The following is a 21,988-nucleotide window of genomic DNA, read 5'->3' as shown; positions in this document are numbered from 1 at the left end:
CGTCCCCTCCCCGGGGTGAGGGCTGCTGCCGGGGCACCGGGCCATGGACTGCCGCCCGCGCAGGGCGCCGACTGCCGCTCCGCGCGCTGGCGCGGTGCCAGGCCCCCGAGGGCCCACGGAGGCCAGGGCCTGCAGCCCGTCCCCTCCCCGGGGTGAGGGGCTCCAGCTGCGTGCCGTAGTGCCACGGGCCCGCAGCCCCCACACCGCCGAGGCCCGCAGCCGCCCGGCGGCCGGGGGGTGGGTGTCCGGCCGTGCGGCCGGGTGGCGGCCGTGCCCGCCGTCCGCGCTCGCGGTTGCCGGGGCCCCGCCGGGCCGTCCCGGCGGGGCGAGGCCCGCAGCCACCCATGCCCAGGACGTGCGTGTCCGGCCGTGCGGCCGGGTGGCGGGTCGGGGCACCTCCACCGCCCGCTCGCGGGGCCCAGGGGTCCCACCGAGCCGCCCGAAGGGCCGAGGCCCGCAGCGCGAGGCGGGGCAGCGAAAGGCGTCACTCTGTCCGCCTGTCCGCGGGTCGTGCAAACGGGTGTGAACGGACAGGTGCGATGCCCTGGGCGCGGGAGTGGCCCCTGGGGACTCTCCGCAGTGGTCTCCGGCTTTCTGCCGCATCCGGGCCGGCCCATATGCGACGCGTGGGCGCTGCTGGAGTGGGCCCCGCCGGCGCCCAGCGGTGTCGGTCCGGGGGCGTCGGCGGCGCCCCGTCCCAGCAACCACCCACAGGCCCGCCCCGCCCTCCCCTGGAGCAGCCCCGCACCCTCGCCTGCCCCGGAAAGCCTCAAGCGCCGGACAAGCTGGAAACGAAACCAGCTTGTCCGGCGCTTGAGGGACGAAAGAGGAGGGGGCGCCGACCGGGCCCTGCGTCAGACCACGGCGCCCTTCGGGAGCTCGACCTTCGCGCCCAGCTCCACCAGCTTCGCCATGAAGTTCTCGTAGCCCCGGTTGATCAGGTCGATCCCGTGCACCCGGGACGTCCCCTGGGCCGCCAGTGCCGCGATCAGGTACGAGAAGCCGCCCCGCAGGTCAGGGATGACCAGATCCGCGCCCTGGAGCTTGGTCGGGCCGGAGACGACCGCCGAGTGCAGGAAGTTCCGCTGGCCGAAGCGGCAGTCCGAGCCGCCCAGGCACTCCCGGTACAGCTGGATGTGCGCACCCATCTGGTTGAGCGCAGACGTGAAGCCCAGCCGCGACTCGTACACCGTCTCGTGCACGATCGACAGCCCGGCCGCCTGCGTGAGCGCCACGACCAGAGGCTGCTGCCAGTCGGTCTGGAAGCCGGGGTGCACGTCCGTCTCCAGGGCGATGGCGTTGAGCGAGCCCCCCGGGTGCCAGAAGCGGATGCCCTCGTCGTCGATCTCGAAGGCGCCGCCGACCTTGCGGTAGGTGTTCAGGAAGGTCATCATCGAGCGCTGCTGTGCACCGCGCACATAGATGTTGCCCTCGGTCGCCAGCGCCGCCGACGCCCAGGACGCCGCCTCGAGACGGTCCGGGAGCGCCCGGTGGGTGTAGCCGCCGAGCCGGTCGACACCGGTGATCCGGATCGTACGGTCGGTGTCCATGGAAATGATCGCGCCCATTTTCTGCAGGACGCAGATGAGGTCCTCGATCTCCGGCTCCACCGCCGCGTTCGACAGCTCCGTGACGCCCTCCGCGAGCACCGCCGTCAGCAGCACCTGCTCGGTCGAGCCGACGGAGGGGTACGGCAGCCGGATCTTGCATCCGCGAAGCCTCTGCGGCGCCTCGAGGTACTGCCCGTCCGCCCGCTTCTCGATCTTCGCGCCGAACTGGCGCAGCACGTCGAAGTGGAAGTCGATCGGCCGGCCGCCGATGTCGCAGCCGCCGAGTCCGGGGATGAAGGCGTGGCCCAGCCGGTGCAGCAGCGGCCCACAGAACAGGATCGGGATCCGCGAGGAACCCGCGTGGGCGTCGATGTCGGCGACGTTCGCGCTCTCGACGTGCGTCGGGTCGAGCATCAGCTCGCCGGGCTCGTCACCGGGGCGCACCGTCACACCGTGCAGTTGCAGCAGCCCACGCACGACCCGCACGTCACGGATGTCGGGCACATTGCGCAGCCGGCTCGGCTCGCTGCCGAGCAGCGCGGCGACCATAGCCTTCGGCACCAGGTTCTTGGCGCCGCGGACGCGGATCTCGCCCTCCAGCGGGGTTCCGCCGTGGACAAGCAGTACATCGTCTGTGCCGGTCATGAATCTCGCGTTCCGGAGGGTCCCCCCGGCGGAGCTGGGGAGAGGTCGGGCAGGGGCCAGGGAAAAGGTTAAGGCCCTCCTACCCCTGCTGCGTAAGGCCAAGGGGGGCCCGCATGCGTAATGAATTCGGCACAATACGCTCCGTTCGGACGTACCTGCGGAGGGTTACCATCCGCTTGCTCCGGCCCCCGCGCCCTCCCGCTGCCGCGGTGCGCCCTGAGCTGCGTCGGCTCACACTGCGCCGCTCGCTCCCCGCGGAGGGCGAAGATGCGGGATCATGTCTCGCATGACCGAGGTGTCCTCCCTCACAGGGCGGCTGCTCGTCGCCACTCCGGCCCTCGCGGATCCGAACTTCGACCGCGCGGTCGTTCTCCTGCTCGACCACGACGAGGAGGGCTCACTCGGCGTTGTCCTCAACCGGCCCACCCCGGTCGGTGTCGGCGACATCCTGGAGTCCTGGGCGACGCTGGCCGGCGAGCCCGGTGTGGTCTTCCAGGGCGGCCCCGTCTCGCTCGACTCGGCGCTCGGCCTCGCCGTCATCCCCGGTGACGAGGGGCCGCTCGGCTGGCGCCGGGTGCACGGGGCGATCGGCCTCGTCGACCTCGAGACCCCGCCCGAGCTGCTCGCGGCGGCCCTCGGCTCCCTGCGGATCTTCGCGGGGTACGCGGGCTGGGGTCCCGGTCAGCTGGAGGACGAGCTCACCGAGGGTGCCTGGTACGTCGTGGAGTCGGAGCCCGGCGATGTGTCGTCCCCGCGGCCCGAGAGCCTGTGGCGGTCGGTCCTGCGCCGGCAGCGCAACGAGCTGGCGATGGTCGCCACGTACCCGGACGACCCTTCGCTCAATTGAACCGCTCACGTGAACCGCTCAGGCCGGACCCCTCCCCCTCAATCTGTCGCCCTTCAGTACCCTTGGCACTTATGAGCACTCTCGAGCCCGAGCGCGGGGCAGGTACGGGCACCCTCGTGGAGCCGACACCACAGGTGTCGCACGGCGACGGCGACCACGAGCGCTTCGCCCACTACGTCCAGAAGGACAAGATCATGGCGAGCGCCCTCGACGGCACTCCCGTGGTCGCGCTGTGCGGAAAGGTCTGGGTTCCGGGGCGTGACCCCAAGAAGTACCCGGTCTGTCCGATGTGCAAGGAGATCTACGAGTCCATGGGCTCCGGCGGCGACAAGGACAAGGGCGGCAAGGACAAGTAACCGGTCTTAGGTCCTTCCGTTTCTGGACGGCCCCTGGGGCGCGCCGCGGCGCGCCCCAGGGGCCGTCTGCCGTTGCGCGGGTGTGCCTGCCGTCGGCGGAGCGGGTGCGTTGCGCATGCCGCGACGCGGAGTGGGAGCTGTCCCGGTCATGAGGCCCTGAGCCCGAACAGCCGCCCGGGCGGCCGCGCTTGCCCTGGGTGCGTGGAGGACGGCGGACTCGCACGCCGCGAGGAGTTCGCCCGGCTGCTGAGGCGACGCGTAGGACACCGACACCATCGCGAAGCAGTGGCGCGGTTCGTCGGCGTACACGCGCTCTTCTTCTTCGTATCTTCTTCGTACTCGTGCAGCGACGCATGGTTTCGGGACCGGCCGGAGGGTGAAGGACCGACGCGATGACCCTTACGCATCTGGTGCCGGCTCCCCGCGTCGTCGAGTGCCGGGCGAGCAGCCCCGGGCGCCTCTCGCTCGACGCGAACACCACGGTGGACGCGCACCCCGGCACCGAGGGCGTGGCGCGTCGGCTCCGCGACACCGTCGGGGCGGCAACCGGGCTTCCGCTTGCGGACGGCGGCGGGCCCCGCAGCATCCTTCTGCGCATCGGCGCCGAGGTGGAGCGGGAGTTCGGCCCGGAGGGTTACCGGCTGTCCACCGACGGTTCGGTCGAGGACGTCGCCGTGGTCGTCGAAGGCGGCAGCGCCGCAGGGGTCTTCTGGGGCGTACAGACACTCCGGCAGCTGCTCGGACCCGATGCGTTCCGCAGGGCACCCATCGGCCCGGCAGGCCGGGAACGGGAACTGCCCACGGTCACCGTCGAGGACCGCCCCCGCTTCCGCTGGCGCGGTCTCATGCTCGACGTCGCCCGCCATTTCGTCCCCAAGGACGACGTCCTGCGCCACCTCGACCTCCTCGCCGCCCACAAGCTCAACGTCTTCCACTTCCACCTCACCGACGACCAGGGCTGGCGCGTCGAGATCGAGCGCCACCCGCGGCTCACCGGTGTCGGCGCCTGGCGTTCCCGTACGAAATGGGGCCACCGGGCCTCCGGCCTCTGGGACTCCAAGCCGCACGGCGGTTACTACAGGCAGGACGACATCCGGGAAATCGTCGCGTACGCCGCCGAGCGGCACATCGCGGTCGTTCCGGAGATCGACATTCCGGGGCACTCGCAGGCCGCCATCGCCGCGTATCCCGAACTGGGCAACACCGACGTCGTCGACACAACCGCCCTTGGCGTGTGGGACGACTGGGGCATCAGCCCCAACGTGCTCGCCCCCACCGAGAGCACCCTCCGCTTCTACGAGGGGGTCTTCGAGGAACTCCTCGACCTCTTCCCGGCCGCGGTCTCCCCGTTCGTCCACATCGGCGGCGACGAGTGCCACAAGGAGCAGTGGAAGGCGTCCCCGTCCGCCCAGGCCCGCATCGAGGAGTTGGGGCTCGCCGACGAGACCGGGCTCCAGGCCTGGTTCATCCGTCACTTCGACAACTGGCTGACCGCGCGCGGGCGTCGGCTCATCGGATGGGACGAGATCCTGGAGGGCGGCCTCGCACCCGGCGCTGCCGTCTCCTCCTGGCGCGGTTACGCCGGCGGGATCGCCGCCGCCCGCGCGGGCCACGACGTGGTCATGTGCCCCGAGCAGCAGGTCTATCTCGACCACCGGCAGGCCGAAGGGCCTGACGAGCCGATGCCCATCGGCTACGTACGCACCCTGGAGGACGTGTACCGCTTCGAGCCCGTTCCGCCGGAACTGCGGGGCACCCCCGCGGCCGCGCACGTCATCGGCACCCAGGCCAATGTCTGGACGGAGGTCATGCAGGACCGCTCTCGGGTCGACTACCAGGTCTTCCCGCGCCTCGCCGCCTTCGCCGAGGTCGCCTGGTCCGCGCTTCCCGCGCCCGCCGACCGCGACTTCGCGGAATTCGAGCGGCGAATGACGGCGCACTACGGGCGCCTTGACGCCCTCGGCGTCGACTACCGGCCGCCGGGTGGCCCGTTGCCGTGGCAGAAGCGTCCCGGTGTGCTCGGACGCCCGATCGAGGGGGCGCCCCCAAACGTGTGAGCCCGGTCGCAAGACGGGTGCCTCGCCCACGAGTCCCTGGGACCGTGGAAGGCCGTAGGAAAAAGTCCTACAAGGGACGCTGAAGAGCGACAACCCGCATGTGACGGCACTGTCACGACAAAACGGACCATCCATCTTCTTCGGGATGTCCGGGACAGAACCGCCCTTCGCGGACCCTCGCGTCGGACCGCTCGGAAGATGTGCCAGAGTTGCCACGTCCGGGCTGTGAGCACGTACGGTACGGCAACACAGGCGGACAGCCGGGACACCGGGAAGGGGCAGCTGGGTTGACCACGCACGCACCGCAGGCGGCGCAGTCCGTGACGCTGCCGACCTCGCTCGACGAGGCCGTGGCGGCGCTCACCGCCATGCCCGCCGCCGTGCCGGTCGCGGGCGGCACGGACCTGATGGCGGCCGTCAACAAGGGCCGGCTGCGGCCCGCCGGCCTCGTCGGTCTCGGCCGCATCAACGAGATCCGCGGCTGGCAGTACCAGGACGGCCACGCGCTGCTCGGCGCCGGCCTCACCCATGCCCGGATGGGCCGGCCCGACTTCGCCGCGCTCATCCCGGCGCTCGCCGCGTCCGCGCGCGCGGCCGGGCCTCCGCAGATCCGCAACGCGGGCACCCTCGGCGGCAACATCGCCACCGCGGCCCCCACCGGCGACGCCCTGCCCGTCCTCGCCGCCCTGGAGGCGGACCTGGTCATCGCGGGCCCGGGAGGCTCCGGCCGCGAGATCCCCGTCTCCCATCTGCTGGCGGGCCGGGACATGCTGGGTCCGGCCGAGCTGATCGGCTTCGTACGCGTACCGCTGCTGCACGCCCCCCAGGTGTTCCTCAAGGCCACCGGCCGGACCGGCCCCGGCCGCGCGTCGGCGTCCGTCGCCGTCGTCCTCGACCCGGCGCGGCGCGGGGTGCGCTGCGCGGTCGGCGCGATCGCACCGATGCCGCTGCGCCCGCTGGAGGCCGAGCGGTGGATCGCGTCGCTGATCGACTGGGACGGCGAGCGGGGGCTGGCGCCGGAGGCGCTGGCGGCCTTCGGGGAGTACGTCGCGGCGGCCTGCATCCCGGACCCTCAGGGCGACGAGCAGATGCCGCCCGCGATCCTGCATCTGCGGCGCACGGTCGCCGCGCTGGCCCGACGAGCACTGGGGAGGGCGCTGTCGTGAGCACCGAAGAGAACGGTTCGCAGCAGCCGTCACAGCCGCAGCCGTCACAGCCGCAGCAGCCACGGCCGCGGCATGAGGGCGGCCGCTGGCAGCCCATCCCGCAGGGCGAGTACGACAACGACATGACGGCCTTCGTCCAGCTGCCCCCGGACGGTGCCCTGGACGCCCCCCTCGCGGCGCCCGGGCACGGCTATGTGCCCCCGCAGATCACACCTCTGGCGCCCGCGGCCGGGACGGACCCGGGCGCCACGGGCACCTGGAGCGTCCCGGAGGACATCGCCCGGGGCGCCACGGGCGGAGCCCCGGCGGGCGGGGAGGTACGGCGCTGGCCAGAGCCCGCGCAGGAGCCGCGCGGCGCCGCGGCCCACGACCCGCATGCCACGGGGCAGTGGACCTTCCCGGAGGCCGCGGAGCCGGCCGCCGACGGACCGACGGAGCTCACCGGCCGGTGGACGATCCCGGTGGCACAGGGGGATCTTCCGGACGAGTCGGGCGAGTTCACGACATCGGTACTGGCGTCCCAGTGGAGCGGTGGTGCTCCTCCGGCCACGCTGCCGGGCGGTGCCCCCGCGCCCTGGGCGACGACGCCCGAGCCCCCCGCCGGGCCGGAACCGGCCGACGAGCCCGCCCCGGAACCGGCAGCTACGACGGCATACCCGCCGACGCTGCCCGGCGGCGCGCCTGCGCCCTGGGCGACGGCGCCGGAGGAGCCGGCCGGCGGGCCCGGCCCCGAGGCCGCGGCAGGGGCCCCGGCTTCGGTGCGCGTACCCGAGCCTGACGTTCCGGCGTCCCACGAGGCCGGACCGCGCCCTGACGACGTCGTGCACGAGGCCGGCGTACCGGACTCCGGCACCGGCGCTCATACGGAAGCCCCCGACGCCCCGCACGGCGACGAGCCCCCGCACGGCGACGAGCCCCCGCACGGCGACGAGCACCCGCAGAGCGACGAGCGCCCCCACAACGACGAGCACCCCCACACGTCGTACGTCCTTCGCGTGAACGGGGCCGACCGCCCCGTCACGGACGCCTGGGTCGGCGAGTCGCTGCTCTACGTGCTGCGCGAGCGCCTCGGCCTCGCCGGCGCCAAGGACGGCTGCTCGCAGGGCGAGTGCGGCGCGTGCAACGTCCAGGTCGACGGCCGGCTGGTCGCCTCCTGCCTCGTTCCCGCGGCCACGGCGGCAGGCTCCGAGGTCCGTACCGTCGAAGGTCTGGCGGTCGACGGGGAACCGTCCGACGTGCAACGGGCCCTGGCCAAGTGCGGGGCCGTCCAGTGCGGCTACTGCATCCCGGGCATGGCCATGACCCTCCACGACCTGCTGGAGGGCAACCACGCCCCCACCGAGCTGGAGACCCGCCAGGCGCTGTGCGGCAACCTCTGCCGCTGCTCCGGTTACCGCGGCGTCCTCGACGCCGTGCGCGAGGTCGTCGCCGGGCGCGAGGCGAGCGCGGCCGCCGCTGCCGCCGAGCCCTCCGACGAAGCCGCTCGCATCCCGCACCAGGCGCCCCCCGGGGCGGGTAGTGTGCAGCCCCACCCGCATGACGGAGGCATGGCGTGAGCAACGACGCGGCCACCGCGGCCACCGCGACGCCCCAGGCGGTCGACAACCCTCAGCAGGAGCCGCCCGCCCACGGCCTCGGCGCATCGCTCCCGCCGGCCGACGCGCGCGCCAAGACCGAGGGCACGTTCCCGTACGCCTCCGACCTGTGGGCCGAGGGCCTGCTGTGGGCGGCGCTCCTCCGCTCCCCGCACCCCCACGCCCGTATCACCTCCATCGACACCTCCGCAGCGGCCGACATGCCGGGCGTACGTGCGGTCATCACGCACGCCGACGTACCCGGGGACCCGGCGTACGGCCGCTGCATCGCCGACCGGCCGGTCTTCGCGTCCGAGACCGTCCGCCACCACGGCGAGGCGATCGCCGCGGTCGCGGCCGACCACCCGGACACCGCGCGTCTCGCCGCCGCAGCGATCATGGTCGAGTACGAGATCCTCGAACCGGTCACCGATCCCGAGAAGGCGTTCGCCGCCGACCCGCTGCACCCCGACGGCAACCTCATCCGGCACATCCCCCTCAGCTACGGCGACCCCGACGCGACCGGAGCGACCGTCGTCGAAGGCCTGTACCGGATCGGACGCCAGGACCCCGCGCCGATCGGTGCCGAGGCAGGCCTCGCCGTGCCGCGCCCCGACGGCGGTGTGGAGATCTACACCGCCTCCACCGACCCGCACACCGACCGTGATCTCGCGGCCGCCTGCTTCGGCCTGCCGCCGGAACAGGTGAAGGTGGTCGTCACGGGTGTTCCGGGCGCGACGGGCGACCGCGAGGACCCGGGCTTCCAGATCCCGCTCGGCCTGCTGGCGCTGAAGACCGGCTGCCCGGTGAAGCTCACGGCCACCCGCGAGGAGTCCTTCCTCGGCCACGCCCACCGTCACCCCACCCTCCTCCGCTACCGCCACCACGCGGACGCCGAGGGGCACCTGGTGAAGGTGGAGGCCCAGATCCTGCTCGACGCCGGTGCCTACGCCGACGCCTCCTCGGAGTCGCTGGCCGCCGCCGTCGCCTTCGCCTGCGGCCCGTACGTCGTCCCGCACGCCTTCATCGAGGGCTGGGCGGTACGCACCAACAACCCGCCCTCCGGCCATATGCGCGGCGAGGGCGCGATGCAGGTGTGCGCCGCGTACGAGGCCCAGATGGACAAGCTGGCCGCCAAGCTCGGCCTGGACCCTACCGAGATCCGCCTCCGCAACGCCCTCGCGACCGGAGACCTCCTCCCCACCGGCCAGACCGTCACCTGCCCCGCCCCGGTCGCCGAACTGCTGGAAGCCGTCCGCGAGTTCCCGCTTCCCCCGCTGCCCATGGACACCCCGGAGGACGCCTGGCTCCTGCCCGGCGGCCTTGAGGGCGCCGGCGAGCCCGGCGCGGTACGGCGCGGTGTCGGCTACGCGCTCGGCATGGTCCACATGCTCGGCGCGGAGGGCACGGACGAGGTGTCGACGGCGACGGTCAAGGTCCACGACGGCGTCGCCACGGTCATCTGCGCGGCCGTCGAGACCGGCCAGGGCTTCTCCACCCTGGCCCGCCAGGTCGTCCAGGAGACCCTGGGCATCGACGAGGTCCACGTCGCCTCCGTCGACACCGACCAGCCCCCGGCAGGACCGGCCACCCACGGCCGGCACACCTGGGTCTCGGGCGGTGCGGTCGAGCGCGCGGCGAAGATGGTCCGCACCCAGCTCCTCCAGCCCCTGGCCCACAAGTTCGGCATGTCCACCGAGCTCCTCCAGATCACCGACGGCAAGATCACGTCCTACGACGGCGTCCTCTCGACGACGGTCACCGAGGCCATGGACGGCAAGGAACTCTGGGCCACGGCCCAGTGCCGCCCCCATCCCACCGAGCCCCTCGACGACCACGGCCAGGGCGACGCGTTCGTCGGCCTCGCCTTCTGCGCGATCCGGGCGGTTGTGGACGTCGACATCGAACTCGGCTCCGTCCGCGTCGTCGAGATGGCCGTCGCCCAGGACGTCGGCCGCGTCCTCAACCCGGCCCAGCTGGCCGTCCGTATCGAGGCGGGCGTCACGCAGGGCGTCGGCGCGGCCCTCACCGAAAACCTCCGCACCGCCCGCGGCCTGGTCCGCCACCCCGACCTCACGGGTTACGCACTCCCGACATCCCTTGACGCTCCGGACATTCGCATCGTCAAACTCGTCGAGGAACGCGACGTGGTGGCCCCCTTCGGCGCCAAGGCCGCCAGCGCGGTCCCGGTCGTCACCTCCCCGGCCGCCATCGCCTCCGCGGTCCGCGCGGCAACGGGCCGCCCGGTCAACCGCCTCCCGATCAGGCCGCAGGCGGCGGTGGCGGTGCCCAACTCGTAGCTGTGTGATCCGCGTTGCACCTGCAATGGTGAGGTGCGCGGTGTCACCGGTGGTGACTACAGTGATCCCCGAAGCTTTGTGTTGAACGGGGAGGCGTCGATGGCTGAGGACGATGGGACGGGGCGGCCGGTGTACGCGCGCGCGTCCACGGTGAGTACGGGCGGAGGGCTGAACCCCAGCTCCATGGACCTGGACGTCGACGCCGACGAGCTGATCAAGTTCAAGAACCGGGTGGACGGCCTCCTTTCGAGGCTCAACGCATCGGCTGCCGCGCCGACGAAAATGGCAGACGGCACCGTTCCGGAGGGTGGTCTCGGCAAAGGCTTCGGCGAGGCCGAGATGCTGTACACCGCGTACCGGAACGTCCGCGAAGAACTTCAGAAACTCTCCGATGGTCTGGCGGGTCAGATCTGGGGCCTTAGCACCGCGATCGACGGTTCCCGCAAGGGCTATGAGCAGATCGACGACGACATCAAGCGCCGAATGCAACGCGTCGCAGAGCAGGCCCGAGAGGACATCGCGCAGCGCGAAGAGGAGAAGCGTCGCCAGCAGGAACCGGCCAACGACGAGCCTGCGAAGAGCCCCCGTCAGGGCGATTCGTCGGGCGGCACGATGTGATGACGGTAATCATGAGAGCACGGGGAATGAGGGGGCGCCGTCATGGCTGAGAGCGGTGCGGGAGGCGGACTGGTCGGGGGATTCCTCGGCCGGATGTTTGTTTCCACCGACTTCGAGTCGCACACCCACGCGGAGTTGCTGGCGATGGTGGCTTCGGCGAACCCGGACACCATCAAGGGCCATGCCGATCAACTGGCGGACGCGGCCAAGGCGATCACGGAGATCGGCGAAGACCTCAAGGCCTACGTGACTGCCGTCAAGTGGAAGGGCGAGGCCGCCGAGGCGTTTGTGAATTGGGGCGAGCAGACATCGCTCGCCACGATCAAGCTCGGGGAGTACAGCGCGGTCGGCGGCAAATGGATGGGCAACGCTGCGCAGACGCTCGTTGAGGTGAAGGCCAACCTGCCGAAGGTGGACGCAGACGCCAAGCAGAACCTCGACGCTGCCTTGAAGTACCACAACGACCCGGATTCGCGGACGCTGGCGCAGGAGGCGCGGGCGAAGCTGGACGGGGACCACGCGGAAGCCGTTCAGCAGATGAACAAGCTGGCGCAGTCGTACACGTTCTCGGCGATGTTCATACACACGGCGGAGGCGCCGACGTTTCCGGCGCCTCCGGAGAGCTTCGTCCCGAAGGGCCATTACGGTTCGGAGTCGGTGGTACGCGACGGGACATACGCGGGCGGAGGCGGTACGGCGGGTAGCGGCTACTCGTCGTCCAACCCTACGAGTTCATTCCGACCGGACCCTGTGACATCGGCACCCGTGCACCTGGCGCCCGCGCCCTCCCTCGACCGCCCTGCGGACATGGAAATCAACAGCCTGGAGACGTTGCCACAGTCGTCGCAATCGCCCGCGACCGCCACTCCGCCGAGCGTGCCTCCTGCCGGCCGTCCGGAGGTGGGGACGACGCCGCCGGTCGGCATGGTCCCGCCTGCACTCACAGGTCGAACCGGTGGTCCCGGCCCGGTGGCTGGCCGCCCCGGCATCGGCGGCGTCCGTCCGCCGGCCCTGCCGGGAGCCGGCCCACTGGGCACAGGTCCCGGCGCCGCCCGCATGCCACAGGGGAATGGCATCGTCGGTGGTCGTCCCGTACCACAGAACTCGGGCCGCCCGACGGGCGGCATCCCGCGCGGCACTGTGATCGGTGGCGAGGGTATGCACGGTCGTCCACCGATGGGCGCCGGACCCGGCGGTGGAATGCAGGGTGTCCCGGGTGGTCAGGGTGGCTTCAACGGTGGGCGTCGTCTCGGGTACGAGGCCGGGGGGATGGTGGGCGGCCGGGCACAGCAGCCCGGAGCGGCCGCTGCCCGGCCCTTCACCCCGGGGGGCACCGGTCTGGTCCGCGGGGCGGACAGCGCGGGTGCGTCCCGTGCTGGGCAGGCAGGCTCGGCCGGACGCTCGGGCATGACGTCTCACTCCACTCGGGGGACCGGGTCCCACGAGGAGGAACGGCGCGGGAAGCGTCCCGACTACCTGTCGGAGGACGAAGAGACCTGGCAGCAGGGCAACCGCCGTGTTGCGCCCCCTGTGATCGATTGACCGTATTCCCGCTAGGACCAGAGGAATTTCATGCACACCAGCAGCACCGGACTCGGCAGGCTGAGCACGCCTGCATCAGCTCTCCTCGCAGTGCTGCTGGTTGGCGTGGCCTCAGCCCCTGCTCATGCCGACTCGATTCGGTCGAGGCAGTGGCACCTGAGCGCCATGAAGGCCGACGAGATGTGGAAGGTCAGCACAGGCAAGGGCGTCACGGTCGCCGTGATCGACTCGGGCGTCAAGGCCATCCCTGAGCTTGAGGGACAGGTTCTCGAAGGCAAGAGCTTCTCGACGCAATCGGATGACGCGCGTATCGACCGTAACGGGCATGGCACGACCATGGCCGCAGTCATTGCGGGGACGGGAAGACACCCGAAAGGTGACGGCTCGTTCGGCCTCGCGCCCGGGGCGAAGATTCTACCGGTGAAGGTCGATTTGGGTGCGGGCAAGAGCGACGACATCCAAACAAGCAGGGCGATCCGTTACGCCGCCGATTCCGAAGCGAAGATCATGAATATCTCGCTCGGGGGACCTTACGACGGGTCCGAGACCCGCAAGGCCGTCAAGTATGCGCTTGGAAGGGGCAAACTTGTCTTCGCCGCTGTGGGCAACAGCGGAAAGCATGGCTACACGAACTACCCTGCTGCCACGCCGGGGGTTGTCGGCGTCGCAGCTATCGGCAAGGACATCAAGGCAACCAAGGAATCGCAGATTGGCGCGCACGTCGACCTGGCGGCACCGGGTGAGGGCATCATCACCGCTTGCACGGGAGAGACGGGGCTCTGCGATTCCCACGGCAGCAGTGACGCCACCGCCCTCGCCTCCGCCTCCGCGGCCCTCATCTGGTCCAAGTACCCGAACTGGACCAACAACCAGGTTTTGCGCGTCCTGATCAACACCGCCGGTGCCCCCACCAGCGGAGCCAAGCGGAACGACTACATCGGCTACGGCGTAGTCCGTCCACGCATCGCCCTGTCCCAGACCGTCGACCCGGGCCCCGCCGACGAGTATCCCCTCCCGGACATCAAGGCTGCAGATCCGAAGGCGCCCAGTGCGGCGCCGACGCCAGCAGCAGGTGCCGAGAAGCCGGCCGCAGCCGCCAAGGCCTCGGACAACGGAGGCCACACCACCCTCTGGATCGGCCTCGGCATCGGCGCCGCGGCGCTGCTCGGCGCTGCGATCGCTGTGCCTGCGATCCGCGCCCGGAGAGGCTGAGGGCGCTGGGTTCGCTGAGGGCGACCGGGTTTGCCTTCATCGGTCCCACTGCAGGGTGTGCTGCAGCCTCAGGACGTGCACCCGCGCTCAAGTTCACCACGCGCGAGTTCGTCCCTCATTACGGACCCTGATCTCGTATATGTGCGAGCACCGAGCTACCCACGGAGGAGCCGTGTCGTTCGAGAATGAGTGGGCTGCTGCTCGAAGCGAAGCGGCGGCCAACGTCAGTATGCGACTCAACAGCGTTGACGACGGAAACGGAGGACGAGGAGGCCCTGGCACCCAACTCCATGTGGATGCCGATGTACTTGAAGGACGAGCGGGAGCAGCTGACAAGGTCCTCACCAGTTTCATGCAGGCTGATGATGGAGCGATGAAGGAAACCAAGCTGGTCGGGGGATCGCTGAAGGGGTTCAAGTCGGCGGAAGCCTTCGAGACCTTTCACCAGCGCTGGGAATCGCAGATGCTCTACATGCGTGGCCTGCTCAGTGAGAAGGTGGCGGGGGCTCTTCGAGGTGCCGCGGCCGATTTTCGTGCAGAAGAAGCCGAGAGGACGGCGCGCATGAAGGGGATCCGTGACGGCAAGGGCGATGAGCCCTCCAAGCCGACGGTCAAGGGTTGATAGCAATGGCACTGACGTATAGCCAGGTAAAGCAGGCGAACCTGACCCCTTTGTCCGAGGCGTTGACCAAATGGAAGACTCTTCCCGGCGCGCTTGAGGAGATCTCCCGCACTTTCGGGTCCACGGTCACGAAGAATCTTCGCGAATCCGACTGGATCGGTGAAGCGGCACAGGAGGCATTTTCGACATTTTTCACCGTGGAGCGAGAATTCTATCGAGCTGCCGAAGAGGCAAAGGATGTTCATGGTCTTCTGAGTAACGCGTACGGTCAACTCAAGTCAGCACAGATTCGGCTTAGTGATGTCGAGACCGCTGTTGCTGAGGACAAGTATTTGAAGATCTCCCCAGAGGGGAGTGTATTTGTCTCCGTTCCGTCAGGCCAGACGGAACATGCGGCAGCACTTCAGAAGTCGTACCTGGAGACTGTTCACTATTACAACGACGCCGTGAAACGGGCCGTAGCGGACGCCAGCGAGGCGGACGAAGCTCTGCATTTCGCGCTTTCGCAGGATCATAATGGTCGAAAGCGAGGATTTGATTCAGAAACTGCGAGCAGTGTCGATGAGGCCATGGCGCAGAGGAAGTCGGCTGAAAGGGATGCCAAGGCGGCGACGGAACTGGCGTTTGCCGCTATCTCAGGAAAGGAGCTCACGGCGGCGCAGCTCGCTCGTGTGAACCGAATTCTGGCCAGCCATGAGGGCGATCCCTATTTCTCGGAGAAGTTCGCTGTTACGCTCGGTCCTCGGGGTACCGTGAACTTCTGGCAGGCGGTGGCGGACAAGCAGCAAACCGACGAGAAGGAAGTAGAAGCCCTTCGGGATCTTCAGAAATCACTTGGCCACACTCTTGCGACAGCAACCCACTCCGACAGTGCTGCCATGCAAGGCTGGAAGGATGGCATGGCCCTCATCGGCCCGGAGCGGATCAAGGATATCAACTATCGCGCTGGAATTCAGTCGGAAGGACCTTACAGCTTCCAGGTCATGGGTAGCCTGCTTCGCTATGGTGAATATGATACGAATTTCTTGAAGGATTACGGAAAGGAGCTTATCTCCTTCGAGCGGGACTTCAAGGGGAAAGCAGAGGATCTTTGGCGCCCCGACGGTGCCGCCTACTACCTCAATATCGGTGGAACCGATATGGGGCAGGACCCGATGGCCGGGTACATGGAAGCGCTCGGGCACAACCCCGAGGCGGCCAAGCAGGTGTTCAGTTCGACCGACTGGGCCGAGTACGATCCCGGGAAGCCGCCGGAAGAACAGATGGATGCCGACCTGAAGTACCTTTTGACCGGGCGGGAATGGCCCAAGGACTCTGTGCTCGGCAAGGACAGTGATCTCGGGTACGGGTACGACGAGTTGGGTCATGCCCTTGAGGCTGCGACGCTCGGGGTGTCGTACGACCAGCCCGATCTCGGGGCGCGGCGAGACGCTTCGACGGTCAATGTTATGGAGCAGGTGACCAGCATTGTCTCCAAAGACACCGATTTTATCAAGGATAAGCCGGGGGTCGGGGATAGTCTGGCCAGGATGGGTGCCGGTTACATCGATGATCTGAACTGGTCCCTAGCGCATGAAGGGGGTGCGGTCGGATCAGCCAACCCTGATGCTGTTTTCAAGCACAGTGGCCCGAATCATATGTCCATGGACGAACCCTCCGCTCGGAAGTTCATGCAGATCGTCGGGCAATACGACGGGAGCTATCAAGTCCTTTCGTCCGCTCAGCAAGCGTTCACCAACAGCGCCATGGTCGCCTACCCGGATGACCTCGAGAAGGTTCGAACGGCGGTCAACGTCGGTGCCTACGCACATGGGATTCTGGATGAGGCACGGATATCTGATGTGAACGAATTCTATAAGGGGGAAGAGGACAAGGCCAATCTTGAGTACGAGAAGAGTGCGGCCTGGAAGCAGTTCGGAATGAGCTCGGCGCTGAGCATCGGAGCCGGAATTGCGGTTACCCCCTTCCTCGGGCCTACGGCTGGTATTGCCACAGCAACACTCGTTCCCATGCTGGTCGATACGGGAACGGCCGCGATCGAGACATATTGGGGGAATGAATACAGTGAGGAAGCTTTGGAGAAGGAGGCAGATTTCTCCAGCAAGGCCAGCCTGAATGCCGAGGATTTCGAGCAGCTCGGAAAGGTGCGGGCTCAGAGCCCGTTGCTGAACTATATGGAGTTGCACCAGGTTGATCCGGGTCTTCGGACAACGTACGGACAAGAGGCACTTAACGCCTACGATCGAGGCGCAAACTCTGCTGATCGGACGGATGGCAATAAGTGAGTACGTCATGGAACGCGGTGACCCACCCGCGTCGACCGGCAATGCGTGGTTCGGCCGTGACGCTGCTGGCGACGATGCTGCTGGGCGTAGTCGGATGCGCCAGCACTGATGACGCAAGCTCGCCGAGGGAGAGTGCGGCGAGCCAGGCTGGGCTGTCTGCCGAGCAGATCTGTGGCGGGCTCTCGAACGCGGGTGGCGCCGCACTCGCCCGCGTGGCCGGGGTAAAGCGTTTCACTCAGGTGGGGTCACCTGATATCGGCTCGCTGGCGGACCAAGTGGAGGGGTGGATCGGAGGGGGCCCGGCGAGCCCCGCCGATTTTTGTCGAATCACGCCCGTGGGGCTGACCGACGGGACGAGCCGAGCCGTGGCCGTCGGCAGCGACATCTATGTGTCTTTCGAACGGGTCGACGCCCTACCACCGTCGGGAGGAGGCGCCAAGGGAAGCGTCCGGGTTGACTCCGTTGGATTGCGGGCCAACGGGACCATTGAGGGCGCGGACATCTATTTCACGTGCGTGCTGCCCCGGTCTTCGGCTGCCGAGGGTGCTGAGTCGATTATCCGCAGTCGACTGCAGTACTCGGCAACTGCCGCAGCTGGCGCGTACAGGGACAACGTCACCGTGCTCCAGGATGTGACGCACGGTCTCGCGGTAGCGCTCAAGTGCACAAACGATGGCGGTGTGCCCCAGCCCAACGGGAGCTCACGGTGAGCCACTCTCGGTTGCCGTCGGGCGGTGCGCCCAATGCAGGGAGGCGAGTGAGTCTGCCTCGAAGGACTTCAGTGAAAGGTCCGCGGTGGGGAGTTCGTTTCTCGAAGGCGATTCCTGCCCTACCAGAACGAGACGCTCAAGGGCCTGCGGGACGCCGACGGCGAACTCAGCACCAAGGAGTTGGCGGACGATAGTCCCTTCTGTCGGCTCCAGACCCGCGTGACGGGACGTCACGTTCGGAAGTGGCTGAGGGAGACCCGGTCGTGCGTTTGTGCGCATTCCGTGCACACGAGGCGGCCGCAGTAAGACCCGATCGGGCGCCCTCATAGGGTGGAAGCGCCGGGCTGCCGGCTGCAACTGGTTGTGATCGAGGGGGAACATGTCGTTCGACGAAGAGTGGGCATCAGCTCGCGCCGCCGCCACCGCGAATGTCGGCATGCAGCTGAACCACGCGGACGGGGGATCGTCGAGCGGTGTGGGTGCCGCGGACTACAAAGTCACGTCGCCGGACCTGAAGGCCGTCGGCAACGAGGCCCAGGAGCTCTACCACTGGTTCGAGACGGACGCCTTTCACGCCGGAGCTCAGACGGACTCGGCGTCCACCAGCCTTGACGCGGACGGATTTTCGACGGGATCGGCCCTCTGGACCGCTTGGGACACGTGGCGTACGCAGTCCGAGACCCTTCTGAGCGCCTGCGCGCACATCCACAACCACCTCGAGGACACGGTCATCAGCCACGCGAACCATGAGGAAGTCCTGGTGACCAACTTCTCCATGTCCATGATCGACAAGCACTTCAGCTGAGGAGGGGGCGCAGGTGTTGAAATTCGATCAGGTCCTCCACGCCAGGCTCGGCAGCCTGAAGGAAGCGGTCACGGACTGGTCCGAGACGGTCACCAAGCTGGAGAAGACCGAGGACAAGGCAGTGAACGGCCTGCTCAAGAAGGCCGAGAAGGCCGACTGGGCGGGCGAGAACGCGGGTGTGACGCAGGCCTTCGTGAAGAAGACGGCCAAGGAATTCGGAGATGCGCTCAAAGAAGCGACCAGCATCAGGAACATCCTGAGGGATGCCCACGGCGAGTTCCAGGCAGCGAAGAGCGAACTGGAGAAGCTCGTCCAGGATGCTCCTGGCAAGGGGATCAGGATCGACCCCGACGGCACGGTGAGCTATCTGGTCCATCCGGACCGCAGGAGCAAGAACTACGACGGGCCCAAGCCGGAGCAGGCCGACTTCGATGCCATGCGCTCCGCCATCAAGTCGGCCGTCGAGCGTGCCAACGACGCCGACGACATCGCCTCTCGAGCGCTCCGTGCCCTGGTCGGCAAGGACAAGAACAATTTCTCGGGCACCAGCTACGACTCCCTCAAGGACGCGTCCAAGGCGCAGGACGCCGAGGACGCGAAGCTCGCCCACGAGCTCTACAAGAAGGGCGACGAGGCGACCCCGGAGGAGATCGACAAGCTCAACAAGCTCTTCAAGAACAACGCCGACGACCGGTACTTCGCCGAGCGGTTCGCCCTGGAAGTCGGCCCGAAGGGCTCGATGGAGTACTGGGCGGACATGGGCGACCCCAGCGACGGCTCCCGCCTGGGCATCGACCATCGCGACAAGCTCACCGAGCTGCAGAAGAACTGGAGCCTGACGCTCGCCTCGGCGACCCACTCCACCAGCCCGGAGATGGAGCAGTGGAAGGCCGACGTCATCAAGGCGGGCAGCGAGCCGATCCAGACCCGAGGCACGCATCCGTACGGTTTCCAGGTCATGAGCAACCTCATGCGCGTGGGGGACTACGACGACAAGTTCCTCCGTAATTACGGCAACGCGCTCGTCGTGACCGAGAACAAGATGACGCACGGTGGCTCTCTCCCTCCCGGTCGTGCATGGTTCCAGCCGCAGCCGTCCCATCTCAACTGGATGGAAGGCGGCAACGGCCAGGACCCGATGTCGGGGTACATGGAGGCGCTCGGCCACAGCCCGAAGGCGTCCACGGAGTTCTTCAACAGCGACATCGATCTGACGCCGGAGAACGCCAAGGACGACAAGAAGCTCAGCGCGTTCGACTACTTCACCAAGGACCGCGACTGGCCTGAGGAGCTCAATTCCAAGGGCGACATGACCAAGGAGCCGGGTTACAACGCTCTTGGTCATGCACTGGAGTCCGCGACGACCGGCCACCCGTACGATGCGCCGACCGAGGGACTGAAGGACGTACGAACGGCCGAGAACGCCGAGGTCATGCAGAAGGTGGTCGAACGGTACGGCGACGACCCGAAGTACATGCACGAGCAGCCGGGCATCGACGACAGTCTCGGCAAGATGGGCGCGGCGTACATCGACGAGCTCGACCGGTCGATGGAGCAGGAGGACGGATCCTCCATGCGGGAGGTCCCGAACTCACCGTTCGGGAACAACGGTCCGGACGGCAAGTCCCGCTTCGGGGACAAGTTCGACACCGAGCTGCTGTTCAACCGGGACGATGCGATCAACTTCATGGGCACCGTGGCGCAGAGCGAGTCCGGTCACGGCCAGTTGTCGGCGGCGCAGACGCTGTACACGACGAGCGTCATGGACGAGGTTGGTCCGAAGCCGGGTTCCGGGCCCGCAAAGGACCTCGACTTCACCGACGCCAAAACGGCGCTGCGGATCGGCGCAGAGACGCACGGCATCCTCGACGAGTCACGCATGGCACAAATCGACCAGGACTACACCAAGGACTCAGAGGAGCACAAGAAGGCTATCGGCAGGACCACGGAGTGGGTCAAGTTCGGCGTGGGCGCGGCGGTTGCGGGAGGTGTCGTGGCGCTGACCGGTGGCGCAGGGGGCGTGCTCGTGCCGCTGGCGGCAGAGACAGCAGGCGGCGCCGTGGTGACCTACCTGGGCATGGAGGCCGACGACACGGCCGAGAAGTACGAGAAGGACGAGGCTCTCAAGAAGAAGTCCGACGACCTGAAGGACGATGCGCTGCGAACGGGCAAGGAGAATGCCCTTGCGCCGGCTCAGGCCTACGCACAGGCCCCTGGATGGAGCAAGGACGACAGCAACTACATTCAGGAAGACCTGACCAAGTACGTCAAGGACAGCCGCCTGCATGCCAAGGACGACTCCCTGCCCGATCCGTACGAACCGAAGAAGTGACATGCGAACCGCACTGAGAACGCTCATGGTTCCCGCTCTCGCCGTTTTCCTGGCGGCGACAGCGGGCTGCTCCGACGACCACGACGGCGAGGGTGTCGCGAAGGGCAAGCAGGCCGAAGCGGTCTGCGGTGCCTTCGCCAAGGATGCGCCGGCCCTCGGCGCGCTCAAGGCGCTTGTGGGAAACGGTGGTCTCGTCGACGACCGTTCTCAGCGCGACGAGACGCTCAAGGCCCTGCGGGACGCCGACGGCGAACTCAGCACCAAGGAGTTGGCGAACGGTAGTCCCTTCTGTCGGCTCCAGACGGCCTCCGACGGGGAGGCGGCCCTCGACATCGTCTTTCGTGAGGCCGTGGCATTCCCGGACGGCAGCGACACCGCGTCCTTCGCCGCCTTCTCCACCGGCGAGTCGGCGCAGGCATCGGACCGTTACGCGAAGATCGCCTTCAAGTGCCGGATGAAGGAGTCTGCGAAGGAGATAGGCGTCGCCGCGGAGCTCGAGCGACCGGGCGAGACCAAGGCCGCGCAGAAGGATCTTCCCGCGCTCCAGGTCACGGTCCTCAACGCGGCTGCCCGTACGGTTGCGGCAGGGTTGGGCTGCCAGAACGACACCAAGCTTGTGGCGGGTGTCCCGTCTGCGGCGGATCGCTGAGCGCTTTTCCGGGAGGACGTAGGTGACATGTCGGCGGCGTTGAGAAAGTCGATCCTCCCCGTCGTCGCCGTTATGGCGGTGACGACGGGCTGTTCCTCCGGCGGCGACAACGGCACGGCGGAGGCGGACCGGGGCAAGTCGGCCAGGGAGGTCTGTGGTGCCTTCGCGAAGGATGCCCCGTCTTCTGCCGCGCTGAAGGCGATCACCGGTGACGAGCGTTTCAGGAGCGATCTTTCCGAGCCGGAGAAGGCGCTGGAGACTCTCCGGGATACCGCCCGTTTCGGGCTGGGTGAGAATGCCCGTATACAGGGCATTCCCTACTGTCGGCTGCTGCCCGTCAAGAATGCGGACTCAGCCGTCCGTATCGACCTCCGCCCGGTCCTGGCCGCCCTGGAGCGGGATCCGCGCCTCGAGGGCACCGTCACGTACTTCACGTCCGGTGAGCTCGCGTCATCGTCCGAAGCTCTCGCATCGGTCTTCTTCACATGCCGTATGAAGGTTCCCGCTCACGAGATCGTCATTCAGGCGCAGCTCGAAGGGCCGGACCTGAACAAGGCCCCGCAGAAGGACATCAGGGCGCACCAGGTCACGTTGGCCAACGCCGTCGCGCGGAAGGTCGCCGTCGAACTTGGCTGTCGGAACGACACCAAGCTGGTCAGCGGCGTCCCTGCCCCCGCGCCCGCCCGGTAGTCATCGAAACGGCCGCCCCCACACCTGG

Annotated in this window: 16 protein-coding genes; 15 read left to right on the top strand and 1 reads right to left on the bottom strand. The window is 68.3% G+C overall.

The features are described 5' to 3' along the window. Positions 1-854 precede the first annotated feature (854 nt). Entirely contained in the window at positions 855-2,195 is a 1,341-nt protein-coding gene (murA, locus tag ACFU5O_RS04720) for a UDP-N-acetylglucosamine 1-carboxyvinyltransferase (RefSeq protein WP_384236269.1), read from the bottom strand. 286 nt (positions 2,196-2,481) lie between these two features. Here murA and ACFU5O_RS04715 point away from each other — a divergent pair, with 286 nt between their 5' ends. The 15 genes from ACFU5O_RS04715 to ACFU5O_RS04645 all read left to right on the top strand — a co-directional run bounded on the left by ACFU5O_RS04715 (position 2,482) and on the right by ACFU5O_RS04645 (position 21,960). Continuing rightward, positions 2,482-3,042 (top strand): YqgE/AlgH family protein, encoded by a 561-nt coding sequence (locus tag ACFU5O_RS04715; RefSeq protein WP_384236267.1) that lies wholly within the window; start codon positions 2,482-2,484, stop codon positions 3,040-3,042. A 71-nt stretch (positions 3,043-3,113) separates the two neighbouring features. Then, a complete protein-coding gene (locus ACFU5O_RS04710; protein ID WP_384236264.1) occupies positions 3,114-3,398 on the top strand; it encodes a DUF3039 domain-containing protein in 285 nt (94 codons plus the stop codon). Between the two features lie 392 nt (positions 3,399-3,790). Further along, positions 3,791-5,455: a beta-N-acetylhexosaminidase gene (locus ACFU5O_RS04705; RefSeq protein ID WP_384236263.1), complete on the top strand. Its 1,665-nt coding sequence runs from the start codon at positions 3,791-3,793 to the stop codon at positions 5,453-5,455. A gap of 287 nt (positions 5,456-5,742) precedes the next feature. Beyond that, positions 5,743-6,621 (top strand): FAD binding domain-containing protein, encoded by an 879-nt coding sequence (locus ACFU5O_RS04700; RefSeq protein WP_384236260.1) that lies wholly within the window; start codon positions 5,743-5,745, stop codon positions 6,619-6,621. Further along, on the top strand, positions 6,618-8,177 hold the full coding sequence (locus ACFU5O_RS04695) for a 2Fe-2S iron-sulfur cluster-binding protein (RefSeq protein WP_384236257.1): 1,560 nt from the start codon (positions 6,618-6,620) through the stop codon (positions 8,175-8,177). Before ACFU5O_RS04700 ends, ACFU5O_RS04695 begins: the two co-directional genes overlap by 4 nt. Further along, on the top strand, positions 8,174-10,495 hold the full coding sequence (locus ACFU5O_RS04690) for a xanthine dehydrogenase family protein molybdopterin-binding subunit (protein WP_384236254.1): 2,322 nt from the start codon (positions 8,174-8,176) through the stop codon (positions 10,493-10,495). Before ACFU5O_RS04695 ends, ACFU5O_RS04690 begins: the two co-directional genes overlap by 4 nt. A gap of 183 nt (positions 10,496-10,678) precedes the next feature. Next, positions 10,679-11,113, top strand: a complete 435-nt coding sequence (locus ACFU5O_RS04685; RefSeq protein ID WP_384236251.1) for a hypothetical protein — start codon at positions 10,679-10,681, stop codon at positions 11,111-11,113. Positions 11,114-11,155: 42 nt separating this feature from the next. After that, positions 11,156-12,655 (top strand): hypothetical protein, encoded by a 1,500-nt coding sequence (locus ACFU5O_RS04680; protein ID WP_384236248.1) that lies wholly within the window; start codon positions 11,156-11,158, stop codon positions 12,653-12,655. A gap of 30 nt (positions 12,656-12,685) precedes the next feature. Further along, positions 12,686-13,867 (top strand): type VII secretion-associated serine protease mycosin, encoded by a 1,182-nt coding sequence (gene mycP / locus ACFU5O_RS04675; RefSeq protein ID WP_384236245.1) that lies wholly within the window; start codon positions 12,686-12,688, stop codon positions 13,865-13,867. 172 nt (positions 13,868-14,039) lie between these two features. Next, positions 14,040-14,489: a hypothetical protein gene (locus tag ACFU5O_RS04670; RefSeq protein ID WP_384236242.1), complete on the top strand. Its 450-nt coding sequence runs from the start codon at positions 14,040-14,042 to the stop codon at positions 14,487-14,489. Positions 14,490-14,494: 5 nt separating this feature from the next. Further along, positions 14,495-16,774, top strand: coding sequence for a hypothetical protein (locus ACFU5O_RS04665; RefSeq protein ID WP_384236240.1), 2,280 nt, complete (start codon positions 14,495-14,497; stop codon positions 16,772-16,774). Positions 16,775-17,863: 1,089 nt separating this feature from the next. Continuing rightward, positions 17,864-18,289, top strand: a complete 426-nt coding sequence (locus ACFU5O_RS04660) for a hypothetical protein (RefSeq protein WP_384236237.1) — start codon at positions 17,864-17,866, stop codon at positions 18,287-18,289. Positions 18,290-18,302: 13 nt separating this feature from the next. After that, positions 18,303-20,621 (top strand): hypothetical protein, encoded by a 2,319-nt coding sequence (locus ACFU5O_RS04655; RefSeq protein WP_384236234.1) that lies wholly within the window; start codon positions 18,303-18,305, stop codon positions 20,619-20,621. A gap of 1 nt (position 20,622) precedes the next feature. Beyond that, complete coding sequence (locus tag ACFU5O_RS04650; protein ID WP_384236231.1) at positions 20,623-21,270, top strand: hypothetical protein; 648 nt, start codon at positions 20,623-20,625, stop codon at positions 21,268-21,270. A 27-nt stretch (positions 21,271-21,297) separates the two neighbouring features. After that, entirely contained in the window at positions 21,298-21,960 is a 663-nt protein-coding gene (locus ACFU5O_RS04645; protein ID WP_384236229.1) for a hypothetical protein, read from the top strand. Positions 21,961-21,988: the final 28 nt, after the last annotated feature.

Origin of the sequence: Streptomyces sp. NPDC057445 (assembly GCF_042802855.1) — a bacterium.
Lineage (GTDB): Bacteria > Actinomycetota > Actinomycetes > Streptomycetales > Streptomycetaceae > Streptomyces.
The sequence above is the reverse complement of the archived record's forward strand: the minus strand, read 5'-3'. Positions and strand labels throughout refer to the sequence as shown.